At 70.0% G+C, this 16,727-nt stretch carries 15 protein-coding genes; 13 read left to right on the plus strand and 2 right to left on the minus strand.

The window, feature by feature from the left end; genetic code table 11:
* Positions 1–107 precede the first annotated feature (107 nt).
* Together FB559_RS07910 and FB559_RS07915 are read left to right on the plus strand one after the other, a co-directional pair.
* Positions 108–1,085 (plus strand): ABC transporter permease, encoded by a 978-nt coding sequence (locus tag FB559_RS07910; RefSeq protein ID WP_141954856.1) that lies wholly within the window; start codon positions 108–110, stop codon positions 1,083–1,085.
* Positions 1,086–1,119: 34 nt separating this feature from the next.
* Positions 1,120–1,902, plus strand: coding sequence for an ABC transporter ATP-binding protein (locus FB559_RS07915; protein ID WP_141961560.1), 783 nt, complete (start codon positions 1,120–1,122; stop codon positions 1,900–1,902).
* 25 nt (positions 1,903–1,927) lie between these two features.
* On the opposite strand, the gene FB559_RS07920 is transcribed toward FB559_RS07915, so the two are convergent.
* A complete protein-coding gene (locus tag FB559_RS07920; RefSeq protein ID WP_141954858.1) occupies positions 1,928–3,097 on the minus strand; it encodes a phospholipase D-like domain-containing protein in 1,170 nt (389 codons plus the stop codon).
* Between the two features lie 308 nt (positions 3,098–3,405).
* On the opposite strand from FB559_RS07920, the gene FB559_RS07925 reads away from it, so the two are divergent.
* From FB559_RS07925 to FB559_RS07940, 4 genes are all read left to right on the plus strand, one after another.
* Entirely contained in the window at positions 3,406–4,479 is a 1,074-nt protein-coding gene (locus tag FB559_RS07925) for an ABC transporter ATP-binding protein (protein ID WP_221639918.1), read from the plus strand.
* A gap of 5 nt (positions 4,480–4,484) precedes the next feature.
* Positions 4,485–5,414 (plus strand): carbohydrate ABC transporter permease, encoded by a 930-nt coding sequence (locus FB559_RS07930; RefSeq protein WP_141961561.1) that lies wholly within the window; start codon positions 4,485–4,487, stop codon positions 5,412–5,414.
* Entirely contained in the window at positions 5,411–6,292 is an 882-nt protein-coding gene (locus FB559_RS07935) for a carbohydrate ABC transporter permease (RefSeq protein WP_221639920.1), read from the plus strand. The genes FB559_RS07930 and FB559_RS07935 overlap by 4 nt, the downstream gene beginning before the upstream one ends.
* A 149-nt stretch (positions 6,293–6,441) precedes the next feature.
* The gene (locus FB559_RS07940; RefSeq protein ID WP_141954862.1) at positions 6,442–6,975 is read left to right on the plus strand and encodes a YbhB/YbcL family Raf kinase inhibitor-like protein; all 534 of its coding nucleotides are present in this window, start codon (positions 6,442–6,444) and stop codon (positions 6,973–6,975) included.
* A 298-nt stretch (positions 6,976–7,273) separates the two neighbouring features.
* Here the strand turns inward: FB559_RS07940 and FB559_RS07945 are convergent, their stop codons facing one another.
* Entirely contained in the window at positions 7,274–8,653 is a 1,380-nt protein-coding gene (locus FB559_RS07945; RefSeq protein WP_141954864.1) for a KamA family radical SAM protein, read from the minus strand.
* A gap of 386 nt (positions 8,654–9,039) precedes the next feature.
* Between FB559_RS07945 and FB559_RS07950 the strand changes: the two genes are divergently transcribed.
* The 7 genes from FB559_RS07950 (at position 9,040) to argS (ending at position 16,693) form a co-directional block, all read left to right on the plus strand.
* The gene (locus FB559_RS07950) at positions 9,040–10,176 is read left to right on the plus strand and encodes a glycoside hydrolase family 18 protein (protein ID WP_141954866.1); all 1,137 of its coding nucleotides are present in this window, start codon (positions 9,040–9,042) and stop codon (positions 10,174–10,176) included.
* A 168-nt stretch (positions 10,177–10,344) separates the two neighbouring features.
* On the plus strand, positions 10,345–11,163 hold the full coding sequence (locus FB559_RS07955) for a DUF998 domain-containing protein (protein ID WP_185792093.1): 819 nt from the start codon (positions 10,345–10,347) through the stop codon (positions 11,161–11,163).
* On the plus strand, positions 11,160–12,008 hold the full coding sequence (locus tag FB559_RS07960; RefSeq protein WP_246121410.1) for an alpha/beta fold hydrolase: 849 nt from the start codon (positions 11,160–11,162) through the stop codon (positions 12,006–12,008). The genes FB559_RS07955 and FB559_RS07960 overlap by 4 nt, the downstream gene beginning before the upstream one ends.
* On the plus strand, positions 12,005–12,385 hold the full coding sequence (locus FB559_RS07965; protein ID WP_141954870.1) for a hypothetical protein: 381 nt from the start codon (positions 12,005–12,007) through the stop codon (positions 12,383–12,385). The genes FB559_RS07960 and FB559_RS07965 overlap by 4 nt, the downstream gene beginning before the upstream one ends.
* A gap of 34 nt (positions 12,386–12,419) precedes the next feature.
* Positions 12,420–13,502: a phosphate acyltransferase PlsX gene (gene plsX / locus FB559_RS07970; RefSeq protein WP_425455055.1), complete on the plus strand. Its 1,083-nt coding sequence runs from the start codon at positions 12,420–12,422 to the stop codon at positions 13,500–13,502.
* 58 nt (positions 13,503–13,560) lie between these two features.
* Positions 13,561–14,718, plus strand: coding sequence for a saccharopine dehydrogenase family protein (locus FB559_RS07975; RefSeq protein WP_141954872.1), 1,158 nt, complete (start codon positions 13,561–13,563; stop codon positions 14,716–14,718).
* A 238-nt stretch (positions 14,719–14,956) separates the two neighbouring features.
* The gene (argS, locus tag FB559_RS07980) at positions 14,957–16,693 is read left to right on the plus strand and encodes an arginine--tRNA ligase (RefSeq protein ID WP_141954874.1); all 1,737 of its coding nucleotides are present in this window, start codon (positions 14,957–14,959) and stop codon (positions 16,691–16,693) included.
* Positions 16,694–16,727 lie beyond the last annotated feature (34 nt).

The following is a 16,727-nucleotide window of genomic DNA, read 5'->3' on the forward strand; positions in this document are numbered from 1 at the left end:
AACGCGACTATCACCGTTCCGTCCTGGATCACGCGGAAGATCACATTCTCGTCATGCATCTCACCGAACGTCGATGCCGGGTCTGTGTCTGCAATAAGCTCATCCGCATGAGTCACCCGGAACGGCTCGGAGCCTCGGGTGGTGGATCGGCACATGCGATCGCGGAGCCCCCTTCGGTGAACGGGCATCCCTCGCTGGCCGAGTTCGCCACCGGATTCGGGCTCAAGCAGAGCGCCGCCCGCCCCCCAATGGGCTCGTACATCCGTCAGCTTTGGCAGCGTCGCCATTTCATCTGGGCGTTCGCGTCGGCCAAGAACATCGCGATGTACACCGAGTCGCGGCTGGGCCAGGTGTGGCAGGTTCTCACACCGCTGCTCAACGCCGCGGTCTACTACCTGATCTTCGGGCTGCTGCTCAACACGAGCCGCGGCCTGCCCCACAACACGTTCATCCCGTTCCTGGTCTGCGGGGTCTTCGTCTTCACGTTCACCCAGCGGTCGGTGAACTCCGGGGCCAAGTCGGTCGGCGACAACCTGTCGCTGATCCGCGCCCTGCACTTTCCGCGGGCGAGCCTTCCGCTGGCGTACACCCTCATCGAGCTGCAGCAGCTGCTCATCTCGATGTGCGTGCTGTTCGTCATCGTGCTGGGCTTCGGTGAGCCGCTGACGTTCAACTGGCTCCTGCTGGTGCCGGTGCTGATCATGCAGCTGACCTTCAACATCGGGATCAGCCTCACCTTGGCCCGCATCGGCGCGTTCAACCGCGACATCCAGCAGCTCCTGCCCTTCCTCCTGCGGACCTGGCTCTACTTCTCCGGCATCATCTACAGCCTCTCCGGGCTGATGAAGTCCTCCAAGATCCACGAACACCCGTGGATCGGTCATGTGCTCGAGGCCAACCCCGCTTACGTCTACGTGGAGCTGTCGCGCCTGGCGCTGCTGGACAGCTATCGGGGCTACGTCCATCAGACGCTGAACGAGTCGACCATGCACCTGTGGTACTACGGCATCGGCTGGGCCGTCGTGATGTTCCTCGTAGGGTTCTGGTTCTTCTTCCGCGCCGAGGAGAGGTACGGCCGTGGCTGATGTCAAGGAGAAGTTCAAGGTGTCCGGGGAGCCCATGGACTCCGCGCCTCCGGTGACGATCGACCGGGCACGTGAGCCGATCGTGGTCGTCGACGATCTCCACATCATCTACCGGGTGTATGGCGCCGGCGGTAAGGGCAACGCGGCGAGTGCCTTCTCTCGCGTCCTGCGCCGCGACCACCGCCCGACGATGAAGGAGGTCCACGCGATCCGCGGGCTGTCCTTCGTCGCGTACAAGGGTGATGCGATCGGCGTCATCGGCACCAACGGATCGGGTAAGTCGACGCTGCTGAAAGCGATCGCCGGTCTGCTGCCGCCGGAGAGCGGCGGCGTCTACACGTCCGGCCAGCCGTCGCTGCTCGGTGTGAACGCGGCCCTCATGAACGACCTGACCGGCGAGCGCAACATCGTTCTCGGCTGCCTCGCCATGGGCATGTCGCCCGACCAGGTCAAATCGAAGTACGACGAGATCGTGAAGTTCGCCGGGCTCAAGGAGGGCTTCATCCAGCTTCCGATGCGGGCCTACTCCTCCGGCATGGGCTCGCGGCTCCGGTTCGCGATCGCCGCGTCCAAGTCCCACGACGTGCTGCTCATCGACGAGGCGCTGGCCACCGGCGACGCGAAGTTCCGCCGCAAGAGCGCGAAGAAGATCGACGAGCTGCGCAACGAGGCGGGCGCCGTCTTCCTGGTCGCCCACCAGCTCGACTCCATTCTCGAGATGTGCAACCGGGTCCTGTGGATCGACGAGGGCACGATGGTGATGGACGGCGACCCCCAGACGGTCGTCGACGCCTATAACGAGGCGAACGCCAAGTAGGTCCCCCGCACGCTCGGCGGTCAGGTCATCTTTCGGCCACGTGACCGCCGAGCGGGAAGCGGCTCGCCGCCGTACGCCACAGCTCGGCGAAGTTGGTCTCATACGCTCCGTACACCGATGCGCTCTCGATCGCCAGCATCGTCTCGTCGTTGTGCCGTAGCCCGGCGACGGTGTGGTTCGCGCTGCCGGTGATGACCAGCCGCCGGTCGTGCCCTGAGTAGGTGCCGCCGATGGTGACGTATTTGGAGTGGACGTAGGCCTCCACCACGCCGGCCGCGTCCAGGTCCAGATAGCTGTAGTGGCTGCTGAGCAGCCTCGGGCCTCCACGTCGCGTGATGATCTTCCGGGCGGCGCGGCCGAGGTTGGTGTAGACGACGCGCACGTCGCAGCCCTGGTGGGCGAGCGACCACAGCCGCCGGGCGATGTCGGTGCGGGTCAGGGAGAAGGCCGTCATGTGCACCGCGGTGTGGGAGGCGCAGCCGACGTGGCCCAGCTGCCCGTAGAGCGTGTCGCTCTTCTTCGCATGCCCGGCGCGCGGGAACGTGTAGAGCGTACGGCCGCCGCTGCGGGTCACGTGGTAGGCGTAGTGACGCCGGGCGGCCAGCGCCGCGAAATAACGGCCGTAGGCACGGTAGAGCCTCGCGTCGCTGAGTGTGACGGCGTTGTTCCAGGCGTTCACGCGGTTGGTCGTGGTCAGGTTGGCCGAGGACTGCACGACCACGTCGCGCGCCGATCCGGTACGAGAGAACAGAAAGAACTTGTCGTGCATGACCCCGTCGCCGACGCAGCCCCTCTTGCAGGCCGTCACCCATGACGACCGGCGGCGGCCGGTGCCGAGCGCCCTCGCGAGCCCGCGGTACGCCGCGCTGCCGCGCGCACCCGCGTCGACCACCAGCTGGACGCGCACGCCGCGCTTTCTGGCGTCGAGGAGGGTCTGCGCGGCCGTTGGCGAGGTGAACCGGTAGATCGCGATCCGGATCAGGCCTCCACGGGGGACCGCGGCGGCCAGCGCGTCCACGTGGGAGCCGATGGCGTTCTGCTCTTCGGGCGAGCCGGAGGGGATGTTGAAGACGACCGAGGGCGCGTGTCTCCTGGCGGTGAGGGGCGTCGTGACGGCCGCGTGGGCGTCCGCGGCGACCGCCAGAATGCTCGCGACGGCAGCCGTGCTGACCGTGGCGGCGGTGACTCGGCGCATGGGGGCTGTTCTCCTCGGCTTCGGCGGCCCGGCGGGTCCCGACCGGGCGAGTCGGTGGCCGGACGCTCACCCTGGTCCGGCACGGTCACGGACTGTAGCGTGCCCATCACGGAAATGACGCGTTTGGCCAAAGAAAACCCGCGACTGGAAGGCCTGCGGCGAACTGCCCCTAGATGAGCCCTCAATGTCGATCTACTTTCAAAGTAGACGCTCTTCCTAGGAAGGCAGGGGTTGAGACCGACCACCGAACGGCCCGGCGAAGAGCCCGGCGAACACAGGGGCCGGCATCGCCGGCGGGCGAGTCGTCCGTGAGGCGCCGCGACGAGCCGGCCACGAAGGCCGTTGAGGCCAAAGGTCTCGTCAAGGTGTACCAGGGGCCCCGCGACAGGCGCGTCCGCGCGCTCGACGGCGTCGATCTGAGCTCGAACCACGGGGAGTACCTCGTCCTGCTCGGCCCCTCGGGGTGCGGCAAGACGACGCTGCTCCGCACCATCGCCGGCCTCGAGAGGCCGACCGAGGGTGAGGTCTACATCGGCGGGCAGCTCGTCAACGGGCTGCCGCCGAGGACCCGCAGAGTGGCGATGGTGCTCCAGTCGTACGCGCTCTATCCGCACAAGACCGTCCACGACAACATCGAGTTCCCGCTGAAGGCCGAGCACGTGCCACGCCATCTGCGGGAACGCAAGGTCCGTTGGGCGGCGGACCTGCTCGACATCCCGGACCTGCTGACGCGCAGGCCCCGGCAGCTGTCCGGGGGTGAACGCCAGCGCGTCGCGCTGGCGCGTGCCCTGGTACGCGAGCCGGCCGTGTTCCTGCTCGACGAGCCGCTGTCGGGACTGGACGCGAAGCTGCGCGCCACCACACGCGATGAGCTGAAGCGTTTCCAGCGGCAGATCGGCACCGCCACGATCTACGTGACGCACGACCAGGAGGAGGCGATGGGACTGGCCGACCGCGTCGCCGTGCTGGATGCCGGGCGACTGCGCCAGGTCGGCACGCCGCGTGACATCTACGACCAGCCGGCCGACACGTTCGTCGCGACGTTCGTCGGGGCGCCGCCGATGAACCTCGTGCAGCGGGTTGACCGGCTCGTCGGTTTCCGGCCCGAGCATCTGCTGCCGGCCGAGAACGTCGCGTACGACTCCCGTGTCACGATGCCGCTGCGGATCGAGCGCATGGAGTACCTGTCCGGCGACCGGCACGTCTACGGCACGGTCACCAGGATCGGACAGGAGACGCGGGTGATCGCCCGCCTGCCGGCGACGGTGATCACACCGCTGACGGTCGGCGAGACGCACGAGTTCGCGGTGCCGACGGACCGGCTGCGCTTCTTCGACGCCGAGTACGGCACCCGTGCGGCGCCGGTGCGGATCGGCGGTTGACGGGCGTGGCCGTGGACGAGCGGGCGGGTGAGGCGGGCACCGGGCAGAAGGCGCGGCTCGCCGACCGCGAGGGCTTCTTGGCCTGGGCGTTCCTGCTGCCCTCGGTCGTCTACCTGACCGCGCTCGTGGTCGCGCCGTTCGGGCTGACGGTGGCGTTCGCGTTCTCCCACTCGACCAGTCAGGCACCGTCGTACCGGTTCGCGGGGCTGCGCAACTTCCGCGTCGTCTTCGGCGACCACGTCTTCTGGCGCTCCCTCATCGACACTCTCGCGCTGACCGCCGCCTCGACCGTCCTGGTCGTGGTGTTCGGCACCGTCCTGGCCAACGTGCTGCTCGCCGACTTCCGCTTCCGCCGTACGGTGCGCACGGCCGTCCTGCTGCCGTGGACGACGCCCGTCGCCCTGTCGGCGATCTCCTGGCGGTGGCTGCTCGGGTCGGCCGGTTCGCCGGTGGACCGGATCCTGCGGGAGGCCTCGCTGCTGCACGGCGGGGAGTCGCCGCTCGCGCGTGCGCCGTCGGCGATGGTGTCGGTGGTCGCGGTGCACGTCTGGCGGCTGACTCCGCTCGCCGCGGTGATCGTGATGGCCGGGCTCGCCGCGATCCCACGCGGTGTCTGGGACGCCGCCCACCTCGACGGTGCGGGCTTTTGGCGGAGATTCTTCGGGGTCACTCTCCCGCTGACGCTGCCGGTGACCGCGGTGGCGGCGGTGTTCACGGCGGCCTTCACCGTCGGCGACATGGCCGTCGTGCGGGTCCTCACCGGCGGTGGGCCCGGCGACTCCACGCAGGTGCTGCCCGCCCTGGCGTACCTGCGCGGCGTCGACCGTGGCGACGTCGGGAGCGGCGCCGCCATCGCCCTGTTCCTGTTCCCGCTGTTCCTGGCCGGCGTGATGGTGGTGCTTCGCGTCATGCGGCGGATGGGGCATCGGCCGTGAACGGGCTGGCGGCACGCACGGCCGCGCGTGAGATGGGGCGGCAGCGGCGGATGGCGGCCGCCCAGCAGGTCGTGGTGCGCGTGACGGTCTACGCCGTGGCGGTCGCGGCGGCGCTGGTCTGCGCGGCGCCGTTCCTGTGGGGCCTGATCTCCGCGTTCGAGCATGACGGCGGCGGCTCCGCGCGTACGGCGCCGGGGCCGACCACCGAGCATGTCCGCCTGCTGTTCCACTCGACGCCGTTCACGACGTTCGTGGTGAACACCCTGGTCGTGGGCGGCCTGGTCGTCGTCGTGACGCTGGCGCTGGCGTTGCCGGCGGCGTACGCGCTGACCCGGCTGCACCGGTCCTGGGGCACGCCGGCGGGGATCGCGATCCTGCTCGTCTACCTGGTGCCGCCGTCGCTGCTGTTCCTGTCGCTGTCGCGTGTCGTGGCGACGCTCGGCCTGGCGGACTCCGTCTGGTCGCTGGTCCTGGTCTATCCGACCGTCACGGTGCCGGTGTCGGTGTGGCTGCTCGCGGGCTTCCTGCGTGCGGTGCCGGTGGACATCGAGGAGCAGGCGATGGTCGACGGGTACAGCCGCCTCGGCGCGTTCGTCCGCGTGGTCACGCCGCTGGTGCTGCCCGGGGTGGCGGCGGTCGTGGTCCTGACGTTCACGCTGGCCGCCGGGGAGTTCACGTACGCGCTGACGTTCGTGTGGTCGGGCGCGCGGATGCCGGTGAGCACCGGTCTGCCCGCCGGGCTCGGCAACGGCGACCCGGCGCTGTGGCGGACGGTGCAGACCGGCGCGGTGTTCGTGGCGATCCCCCTCGCGGTCGCGTGCGGCCTCTTCCTCGACCGCTTCGTGGCCGTACTGGTCATGGGATCGGACCACGACTGACCATCGCGACCGCCCCGATCCGTCAGGGGCCTGGCGTACGGTGCGGACCCGGTCCTGATAGGACTTAGGAGAGCGCCCGGCGGGCGGCCATCTGGCCCGTGACACCGCGACAGGGCGCTTCGGAACACCCACGATCCCCGGAGGTTGCCATGGTCGGCAGGCCGCCCCTTCCGCACGATTTTCTCCCCCAGGTTCAATCCTTCACGGTGACCAGCGACGATGTCGCGGACGGCGCGCGGCTGTCCGACGCACAGGTCTTCAACGACTGGGGCTTCAGCGGCGGCAACATCTCACCGCAGCTCAGCTGGTCGGGCTTCCCCGCCGAGACCAAGAGCTTCGCCGTCACCTGCTATGACCCCGACGCGCCCACCGGCAGCGGCTTCTGGCACTGGGTGCTGTTCGACATCCCGGCGTCGGTGACCGAGCTGCCGGGCGGTGCGGGCGGCGGCGCCTTCAAGGGCCTGCCGCAAGGAGCCGTACACGCGCGCAACGACTACGGCAACAAGGAGTTCGGCGGTGCGGCACCCCCGCCCGGCGCCCCGCACCGCTACGTCTTCACGGTGCACGCGCTGGACACCGAGTCACTGGGCCTGTCCGACGACACGGCACCCGCCGTGGTCGGCTTCAACATCACGTCGCACACGCTGGGCCGCGCCCAGATCGTCCCGGAGTACGAAAGCTAGGGCCGGTGGGGCGATGAACAGGCTCTGAGGTTCTCGGGGCCGTACCCTCGTCGGGCACGGCCCCGAAACCAAGCCCCGTCGGCGCACCCCGCGGGGCTCATGCGACGTACGGGCCGGGTCCCGGCCCCGTGGTCACCTCCGGACCCCCGGAAACGCCGGCCGCCGTCACATCAGGACCTGGGTCGCCGTTCACACACCGACCCAGGCCACCTCATGATGGACCGCGGCGCAATCGTTCCGCTTCGCGTCCGCTATCGCCCGGCGAGAGCCGATGCGATGCTCGTTGAGCCCGTGCTGGTCACACGGACGGGCCGGTGGCAGCGAGATCGTGCGCCGAGGTGTCTCCGCCGATGGCCATGCCCTGGAAGGGAAACCGCTCGGCGCCGAGGGCCGGCTTGAGGTCGGTGAGCCACACCGCTTCGGGGTCGTACTTGGCGAAGAACGGCTTGTTCACCAGCTCAGGGTCACGGCACTGGATGAAGTGCAGGACGAAGAGCTTCTCGCCGCCGACCTCGACCACGCCGTCGACGCAGACCTTGCCCGGCGTCGCGGACATGGAGGGCCCGCGGACCGTACGGCAGAGGCCGGAGACGTTTTTGTAGGAGTCACGGAAGACCTCGTAGGCGCGCGCGAGCGTCACAGCGAAGTAGTCCTGCGGGCCTGTGTCACGCTCCACGAACATGTAGTACGGCACCATGCCCATGCGGAGCTGGCGCCGCCACATCGTCTCCCAGATCTCCGGGGAGTCGTTGATCGTGCGGATCAGTGGCGCCTGGGTGCGGATGACGGCGCCGGTGTCGCGGATGCGGCGGACCGCCTCGGACACCATGACGGGCTCCAGCTCACGCGGATGCGTGAAGTGGGCCATGAACGCCAGCGTCTTGCCGGCCTCGCCGACCTGCTCGAACAGCCGCAGGGTGTCGTCGGCGTCCGGGTCGGTCACCCAGCGCTGCGGCCAGTACGCCAGGGCCTTGGTGCCGATGCGGATCGACTCGAGCTGCTCGACCTCGAGCAACGGCTCGATGTAGCGCCGCAGCACCGTCTCGCTCATGATCATCGGGTCGCCGCCGGTGAACAGGACGCTGGTGACCTCGGGGTGGTTCGACAGGTACCTCTTCAGACGCTCGATGTCGTCGGCGGCCATCTTGAGGTCGGGCTCGCCGACGAACTGCGCCCAGCGGAAGCAGTACGTGCAGTAGGCGTGGCAGGTCTGTCCCTGCTTGGGGAAGAACAGCACGGTCTCGTGGTACTTGTGCTGCACGCCCGGCATCGGCTCCTCGTGGAAGCTCGGGATGTTGAGCTGCAGCTGACCGGCCGGATGGGGGTTGAGCTTCATCCGTACTTGGTGGGCCAGGGCCTCGATCTCCGCCTTGGGTGCCTCACGGCGGAGCAGGTCGGACAGCTGCGCGACGTCCTCGGAGGGCAGCATGTCCTCTTGGGGGAAGACGAGCCGGTAGATCGGGTCGTCGGGGGCCGCGGACCAGTCAATCAGCTCGTCGAGGACGTAGCTGTTCGTACGGAACGGCAGAACCGCGGCAACGGCCCTTGTGCCCAGGCGTTGCTCGGCGGTCAACCCGGCGCGGGCGGTGAGCTCGTCCAGGTGTTTCGCCGTGAAGGCGCGGTATCGGCTGCCGGGGGATCGCACAGCGGCCGGCGCCGCGTCATTGACCAAGGTCACGTGTTGTTACTCCTTTGAATCGAGGGAAAGCGTGCGATGCACCGCACTCGCCCGTACGGACGGACGGACACTCGCTGGTACCTGGTGTCGCCTCCTCAAGCTCGACTACGGCGCCGCAGGTCGCAGCGCCGTCACGCTCCCCACCCCATTGAACCCTGAATCTCCCGTTTCTTACGAATCTGATACCCGTGCGGGCGCTTATCGATACGCACGCCCGTCGGCTACTGAACCGTCAACGTCACGGCCGGGCCAGAAGTGTCAGCTCGACACGCCCCAAAGGGGTGATCTCGGTAAGCGGTCTGCGACATACTGTGTTGGTACATCCCGCTACGCGACAGATTTCACTGTGGCCCCACGGTGAGACTGCCGCCCCACGTGGAGAGATCGTGGGTAGACACCGTAAACGGCAACGGAGGCACCCCCGCCGGGTCAGTCGCCGAATCGCGCTGGTCTCGGCCGGCCTGCTCGTACCACTGACGGGCGGCGCCGTGGTGTTCGCCGCCACCAGCGACCCCGGCACACCGGCCGGGCGATCGGCGAACTCTCAGCGCAGACCGGACGATCAGGCAACGATCGAGGGCGGATCGGCCACCCGGCCCCAGGCCGGCGAGAGCACGCCGTCACCCTCCCCCACCCCTCGCGATTCCGGCGCTTCCACACCGCCGGCGGCGCCCCCCGGGCCGCGGATCGGGTTCGCCCCGTACGCCGACGTGCTGGCCTGGCCGCCGCTGAACCTGGCCAAGACCGAGGCCCACGTGAAGGACTTCACGATGGGGTTCGTCTCGGCCGGCAGCGGATGCTCGGCCGCCTGGGGCGGAATGTCCCCGGTCGACGCCGCGTTCGCGCTCCACCGGATCAAGGACGTCCCGGGCAAGGTCGTCCTGTCCTTCGGCGGACCGCACGGAGTCGAGCTCGCCCAGAGCTGCGGCAAGGTCGGTGACCTGGTCAAGCAGTACCGCAGGGCGATCGACGCCACCGATCCCGCGGGCCTGGACTTCTACCTCACCGACGGCGCGCTGGCCGACACCGCGTCGGTACAGCGCAGGACCGAGGCGCTCGCCCGTGTCCAGCGCGACGATGGCGGCAGGTCGCTGTCGATCACCCTTCCGCTGCATCGGTCCGGGCTGTCCGCGCAGGCCCTGGCCGCCTTGCGCTCGGCGGCCGACGGCGGCGTGCAGGTCTCGATCGTCAACCTCGTCCCGGCCGACGGTGCCGGGCAGTCGGTCACCGCCTCCGCCGGCGTCGCGCACGGCCAGCTCCAGCGTCTCTATCGCCAGGGCGACGTGTGGCAGCGCATGGGCCTGACGCCGATCATCGGCGTCGCGGGGGTCGGCGCGCAGTTCCGCCCCACCGATGCCGACCAGGTCATGACGTGGGCCACCGCCCATGGCCTCGGACGGCTGTCGATGTGGTCGGTGACCCGCGACACGCCCTGCACCGACACCACGAGCGTCACCAGTGACACGTGCAGCGGCCTGGACGAGGACGCCGGAGTCTTCACAAAGATCTTCCAGGGGTTCTGAGACCCCGGCGCGTACGGCGAGCGGTGTCCTAGGCGCCGTGCGGTGGTGCGGCCCTGTCCGTGTGGGCTCTGTGGTCGCCCTCTCCCGCGTCGAAGCAGGTCACGGCCCTGGGCGGTCATCGCGACCGTCGCCTGGGTACCTATGCTTGGACTCGGGGCGGGGGGAGCCTTGAAGACCAAGTCTGTGAGCTCGCAGGGGGGTTCACGCGAGCCGGTGCCGGCATTCGCGTGGCTGCTTGCCGCCCTGGCGGGGGTCGCCTACGCCTCCTGGGTGCTCCAGTTCGTCCTCAACCCGGGCCTCGATCCGGTCAACGGCTACGTAAGTGAACTCTCCGCCAGCGACCAGCCCCACCACTATCTGTTCGCGGCCGGCGACTTCGTCTCCGGGCTCCTGACGATCACCGTTGTGGTCACCGTGCTCCGCTGGGTACGACCGCGCGGCTGTGCGCTGGCGGGCTGGCTGGCGCTCGTGGTCTTCGGCGTGTTCTCGATCGCCGACTCACTGTTCGCGATGGACTGCGCGCCCAACTCCGACACCACCTGCGCACTGCGCGAACGCGCCGGAAAGGTCTCCTTCGCCCACCAGTTCCACAGCGTGACGAGCGTGTGCGTGGTGACCGCGGGCATCGTGAGCCTGATCGCGCTGACCATCGCGTCCCGGCGCAGCCGCCGCTGGCCGGTGATCGCGCGATGGAGCTGGCTCCTTCTGCTGGCGGAGACCGCCACCGCCCTGGCGACGCTGCCGCTGATGTACTTCGGCGTCCTCCTCGGCGTGATGGAGCGTGTCCAGGTGGCGGTGGTGTCGCTCTGGCTGTTCGTCATCGCCGGCCAGCTGTACGCCGACCGCCACCGTCCGTCCCCCCGTCGCGAGTCCGGGCACCGGGCGTCTCCCGGTCCCCACGGCACCCGTCCGAAGCCGTCTCCCCCGGCGCCGCCCGCGGGACGGCGATCGGCCGGGCGGCCTCCGACGGAGGCCGCGAGAACGTGAACGCCCAGCTTCCCGGCGAGTTCGTGCTCGTCGGCGAGGACACCCTGCACGCCGTCTCAGAAGGGGCCGGCACGCCTCCCGTGCTGCTGAGCTCCGGACTCGGCGGCGCGTGGTTCGACTGGATTCCGGTGATGGAGCGGCTCCGCGGCCGTCACCGGGTCATCGCCTTCGACCGGCCCGGCCTCGGCGGCAGCCCGCCGGCGCGCCGGCGGGCGGGCCTGCGCGAAGAGGCCGCCCGGCTCGCGGGACTCGCCCGCTGGGCCGGGCCACCGGTGATCGTGGTCGCGCACTCCCTCGCCGGCTTCCACGCGGAGGCGTTCGCACGGCTGTACCCCGGCCTGCTGTACGGAATGGTCCTGGTCGATCCGAGTGCCGAGCAGGACGCGCCACGGCACGCCCGGCGGCTCAGCCGGCTCGCGCCCGCGGCCAGGTTCGCCGGGCGGGCGGCGGGTCTGACCGGGATCGCCTGGTTCGCGGGGCCGCGCATCCGCGGCCTGGTGATGCGCAGGATCTCCGAGGCCGGCGACGTGGCGCCCCCGGAGTTCGTGCGGGCGGTCTACACGCGGCCGCACGTGCTCGGCGCTCTCCTCGCCGAGAACGCCGGGTACCGGCAGGCCGCCGCCGATCTTCTCGCCCTGCGGGAGTCGGCGCCGTTCCCGGACGTCCCGCTCCAGGTGATCACGGCACTCGGCGACGTACGTGGCGACGGCGAGGACTGGAAGAGCGCGCACGCGGACCTCGCCGCGCTCAGCCCGCGCGGAGGACACGTCGTGCTGCCCCGTACCGGGCACCTGGTGCAGATCGACCGGCCCGATGTCGTCGCCGAGGCGGTCGAGCGGCTGTGAGGAGGCGCGCGGTCCTGCTGCTCGTGCCGCTGCTCCTGCCGCCGCTCGCCACCGCGTCGTGCACCGACCCGGTACGAAAGGTCTCGGAGAGCTCGCTGCGGAACGCGACCGCCCGCGGCGCGACGGAGGAGATGCACGGTCTCGGCTACACGATCAGGAAGGGCATGCAGTGCCGGACGCTGTCGGCCGACACCATCTCCATCGTCCGCGTCCAGTGCCTTGGCCGTACCACACGTGACGAGCCCGTACGGGTGGACGCGGTCGCCTCCGACGCCGGATCCGCACATCCGCGCCAGGAGTTCGTGATCACGGTCGCCGGGCGCGAGGTCGTCCGTACCCACTGCCTCGGCCAGGGCTGTCAGGATCGTGACCGGTGAACGGCCGGACCAGGGATCACGGTACGTTGCGCGAATGCAGCGTCGAGCCATCGGACGGGGCGGCATGAGTCTGCGGACCGGCGCCCCGAGCAAGCGCATCGTCGTGGACGCGATGGGCGGTGACAACGCGCCCGGCGAGGTGGTGGCCGGCACGATCACCGCCGTACGCGAGCACGGGGTACGGCCCATACTCGTCGGCCATGCCGCGCGGATCCGCGAGATCCTCGCCGCGCACGAGGCCCTCGACGAGATCCCGGTCGTGAACGCCGAGGACGTCGTCGGCATGGATGAGGGCGCCCTGGCCGGCCTGCGCCGGCCGCGTTCGTCGGTGGCCGTCGCGTGCCGGCTGATCCGGCGGGGACACGCGTCGGCGCTGGTGTCGGCCGGGTCGACCGGTGCCGTCGTCGCCACGTCCCGGCTGCGGCTGCGCGGCCAGCCCGGCGTGACGCGGCCCGCGATCGCCGTCGTGCTGCCGACGCGGCCCCGCCCGACGGTGCTCCTGGACGCGGGGGCCACCGCCGACGCCAAGCCGGAGATGCTCGTGCAGTTCGCGATGCTCGGCACCGCGTACGCCCGCATCCTGCTGGGCACCGAGTCACCACGCGTCGGGCTGCTGAGCATCGGCGAGGAGGCGGGCAAGGGCAACAAGCTGACCCGGCGAGCGCACGAGCTGCTGACCGGCGACGTGGAGGGCGTGGACTTCGCCGGGAACGTCGAGGGCTCGGACCTGCTGGCCGGCAAGGTGGACGTCGTGGTGACCGACGGGTTCACCGGCAATGTCGCGCTCAAGACGGTCGAGGGCTCCGTACGGCTCGTGGTCGCCGAGATGCGCGAGGCGGTGACCGCCAGCCGCAGCGCCAAGTTCGGCGCACTGCTCCAGCGGCGGCGTCTGCGTCTCCTGCGCGACCGGCTGGACTCCGAGACGTACGGCGGCGGGGTGCTGCTCGGCCTGAACGGCACGGTCGTGATCGCCCACGGCGCGTCACGCGCCCCCGGAGTGGCCGCGGCCTGCGTGCTGGCCCGCGACCTGGCCGAGAGCCGGATCGTCGAGCAGATCGGCGAGCGCATCGCGGCGACCCGCCCGCATCGGCTCCCCCGCCGCGAGGAGTCCCGCTGACCTGACGGCAAGTCCGCGGCCCGCATGGTTTACTCACCGGTAACCAACGGGAGGTCACATGGAGCGGTCCTACGACGTGGTGCTGATGGGCGCGACCGGGTTCACCGGAGGGCTCACCGCGGCCTACCTGGCCGAGCACATGCCCGCCGAGGGCACCTGGGCGCTGGCCGGCCGCGACCTGGACCGGCTCGGGGCGCTGCGGGACCGGCTCGGCGTGGACGTGCCGCTGCTGCGGGCCGATGTCACCGACCCGGACTCCCTGCGCGAGCTCGCCTCGTCGGCGCGCGTCGTCATGACGACGGTCGGCCCGTACCTCCACTACGGCGAGCCGCTGGTCGCGGCCTGCGCCGAGGCCGGTACGGACTACGTCGACCTGACCGGCGAACAGGAGTTCGTCGACCTCATGTACACCAAGTACCACGAGCGCGCGGTCGAGACCGGCGCGCGGATCGTGCACGCGTGCGGGTTCGACTCGATCCCGCACGATCTGGGCGTCTACTTCACGATCCAGCGGCTTCCCGCGGGCCTGCCGATGCACGTCCGCGGATACCTGCGGGTGGACGCCACGTTCTCCGGTGGGACGTACCACTCCGCGATCAACGCGCTGTCGCGCGGCGGCGAGACCAAGGACGCTCATCGGCGGCGCCGCAAGGCCGAGCCCTCGCTGCGGGACCGTCGCGTCCGCGCGGTGGCCGGCCGCCCGCACCGCAACTCCGGCCTGGGCGTCTGGGCGCTGCCGCTGCCCACCATCGACCCTGAGATCGTCCGGCGCTCGGCGGCGGCACTCGACGCGTACGGCCCCGACTTCTCCTACAGCCACTTCGTGGCGATGAAGCGCCTTCCGGCCGCGGCCGGGCTGGTCGCCGGCGCGGCGGGCCTGATGACCGCGACCCGCATCCCGCCGGTACGCGGCTGGCTGCTCGGCCGGGTGAAGCCCGGGGACGGCCCCTCGGCCGAGAAGCGTGCCAAGAGCTGGTTCAGCGTGCACTTCATCGGCGAGGCGGGCGACCAGAAGATCGTCACGAAGGTCAGCGGCGGCGACCCCGGCTACGACGAGACCGCCAAGATGCTCGCCGAGTCGGCCATGTCCCTCGCCTATGACGACCTGCCCAAGACCGCCGGACAGGTCACCACCGCCGAGGCGATGGGCGACGCCCTGCTGGAGCGGCTCCAGCGCGCCGGCCTCTCCTTCACCGTGGTCGGCACCCGCGACTAGGGCAGGTATCGGCGGACACTTGGTCCTCGCGCCGTCGCCCTCACTTGCCGAAGGAGCCTGCCGCCGGTTCCGTCACGTCTGTCGCATACGTACGGAGTGGTCCCGCCCTTCCCACGGCCGGGACGCGGCCGACCGGGCGATATGAGGTCGGCCCTGCGCGGTTACGCCGATAGGCTTTGAAGGACTCCGCGACTTCACTGCCCGAGTCGCCTACGCCGTACTCCTGAGGAATCCCTTCATGTCCGATCCGCAGCATGTTCTCGCCGCTCGTGTCCAGGCCGCCCTGGGTGCGGCCTTCGGGGAGCCCGACGCGGATCCGGTGATCCGGCCGTCGCAGTTCGCCGACTTCCAGGCCAACGTGGCGTTGCCACTGGCCAAGAAGCTGGGCCGAAAGCCGCGCGACATCGCGACCGCGATCGTCGAGCACCTCGACGTCGCCGACATGTGCGAGACCGTGGAGATCAGCGGGCCCGGCTTCATCAACCTGACGCTGAGGAACGAATGGATCGCCGGGCGGGCGCAGCTGATGCACGGCGACGAGCGGCTGTCCGTCGAGCCGGTCGCCGCGCCGCGTACGACGATCGTGGAGTACTCCTCCCCCAACGTCGCCAAGGAGATGCACGTCGGGCATCTCCGTACGACGATCGTCGGTGACGCGATCGCGCGGGTGCTGGAGTTCCTCGGGCACCACGTGGTCCGCGACAACCACCTCGGCGACTGGGGCACGCAGTACGGCATGCTGATCGAGCACCTACTCGACGTCGGTGAGGACTCCGAGGAGGGCCTGCTCCTGGAGACCGACCCCAACGCCTTCTACCAGACGGCGCGGGCCAGGTTCGACGGCGACCCGGCGTTCACCGAGCGGTCACGGCGGCGGCTGGTGAGCCTGCAGTCCGGCGACCCCGAGACGATGCGGCACTGGGAACGGCTGGTCGACCTGTCGAAGGTCTACCTCCACATGATCTACGGCCGGCTCGGGGTCACGCTCACCGACGACGACATCCGCGGTGAGAGCTTCTACAACGACATGCTCGCCGACACCGCCGACCAGCTGAGCGCGGACGGCATCGCCGTGATCAGCGACGGCGCGCTCTGCGTCTTCCCGCCCGGCTACGCGGGCCGGGACGGCGATCCGCTGCCGGTGATCATCCGCAAGAGCGACGGCGGCTACAACTACTCCACGTCCGACCTGGCCACGATCCGCTACCGGGTCGACAAGCTGACCGCCGACCGGATGATCTACGTCGTCGGCTCGCAGCAGGCCCTGCACTTCCAGATGGTGTTCGCGGTGGCGCGGATGGCGGGCTGGCTGCCGGAGCACGTCGCCGCGGAGCACGCCCAGATCGGCAACGTCCTCGGGGCCGACGGGAAGATCTTCCGGACCCGTAGCGGCAAGTCGATCAAGCTGACCGAGCTGCTCGACGAGGCCGTCGAGCGGGCCGGCGCGGCGTTCGACGACGTACCCCACGACGAGGCGTTCGACGAGGTGAGCCGGCGCGAGGTGGTCGAGGCGGTCGGCATCGGCGCGGTCAAGTACGCCGACCTGTCGGTGGCGCGCGACAGCGAGTACATCTTCGACTTCGACCGGATGATCTCCTTCCGGGGCAACACCGGCCCGTACCTCCAGTACGCCGCGGCGCGGATCCGCTCGATCTTCCGGCGGGGTGGCCTCACTCCGGAGGACGCCATCGGGCCGATCGCGATCGGCCACGACGCCGAGCGGGCGCTCGCGCTGCACGTGCTGGGCTTCGGCGGTGCGCTGGAGGCCGCCGGGGACGCCGCCGAGCCACACCGCCTCTGCGCCTACCTGTTCGACCTCGCCTCCGCCTACACCACGTTCTACGAGAACTGCCCGGTGCTGAAGGCGTCGGACGAGGAGACGAAGGCGTCGCGGCTCGCGCTCTGCGCGCTCACGTTGCATACCCTCACCAAGGGGCTGGATCTACTGGGCGTTACCACTCCGGAACGCATGTAGATCACCTCACGTCGCATAAACCGGGACGATATGT

Origin of the sequence: Actinoallomurus bryophytorum (assembly GCF_006716425.1) — a bacterium.
GTDB classification, from domain to species: domain Bacteria; phylum Actinomycetota; class Actinomycetes; order Streptosporangiales; family Streptosporangiaceae; genus Actinoallomurus; species Actinoallomurus bryophytorum.

Coding starts and splice junctions, on each gene's coding strand:
- FB559_RS07910 (WP_141954856.1), top strand. CDS start 108: ATGAGTCACCCGGAACGGCTCGGAGCCTCGGGTGGTGGATCGGCACAT.
- FB559_RS07940 (WP_141954862.1), top strand. CDS start 6,442: ATGGTCGGCAGGCCGCCCCTTCCGCACGATTTTCTCCCCCAGGTTCAA.
- FB559_RS07915 (WP_141961560.1), top strand. CDS start 1,120: ATGGACTCCGCGCCTCCGGTGACGATCGACCGGGCACGTGAGCCGATC.
- argS (WP_141954874.1), top strand. CDS start 14,957: ATGTCCGATCCGCAGCATGTTCTCGCCGCTCGTGTCCAGGCCGCCCTG.
- FB559_RS07975 (WP_141954872.1), top strand. CDS start 13,561: ATGGAGCGGTCCTACGACGTGGTGCTGATGGGCGCGACCGGGTTCACC.
- plsX (WP_425455055.1), top strand. CDS start 12,420: ATGCAGCGTCGAGCCATCGGACGGGGCGGCATGAGTCTGCGGACCGGC.
- FB559_RS07920 (WP_141954858.1), bottom strand. CDS start 3,097: ATGCGCCGAGTCACCGCCGCCACGGTCAGCACGGCTGCCGTCGCGAGC.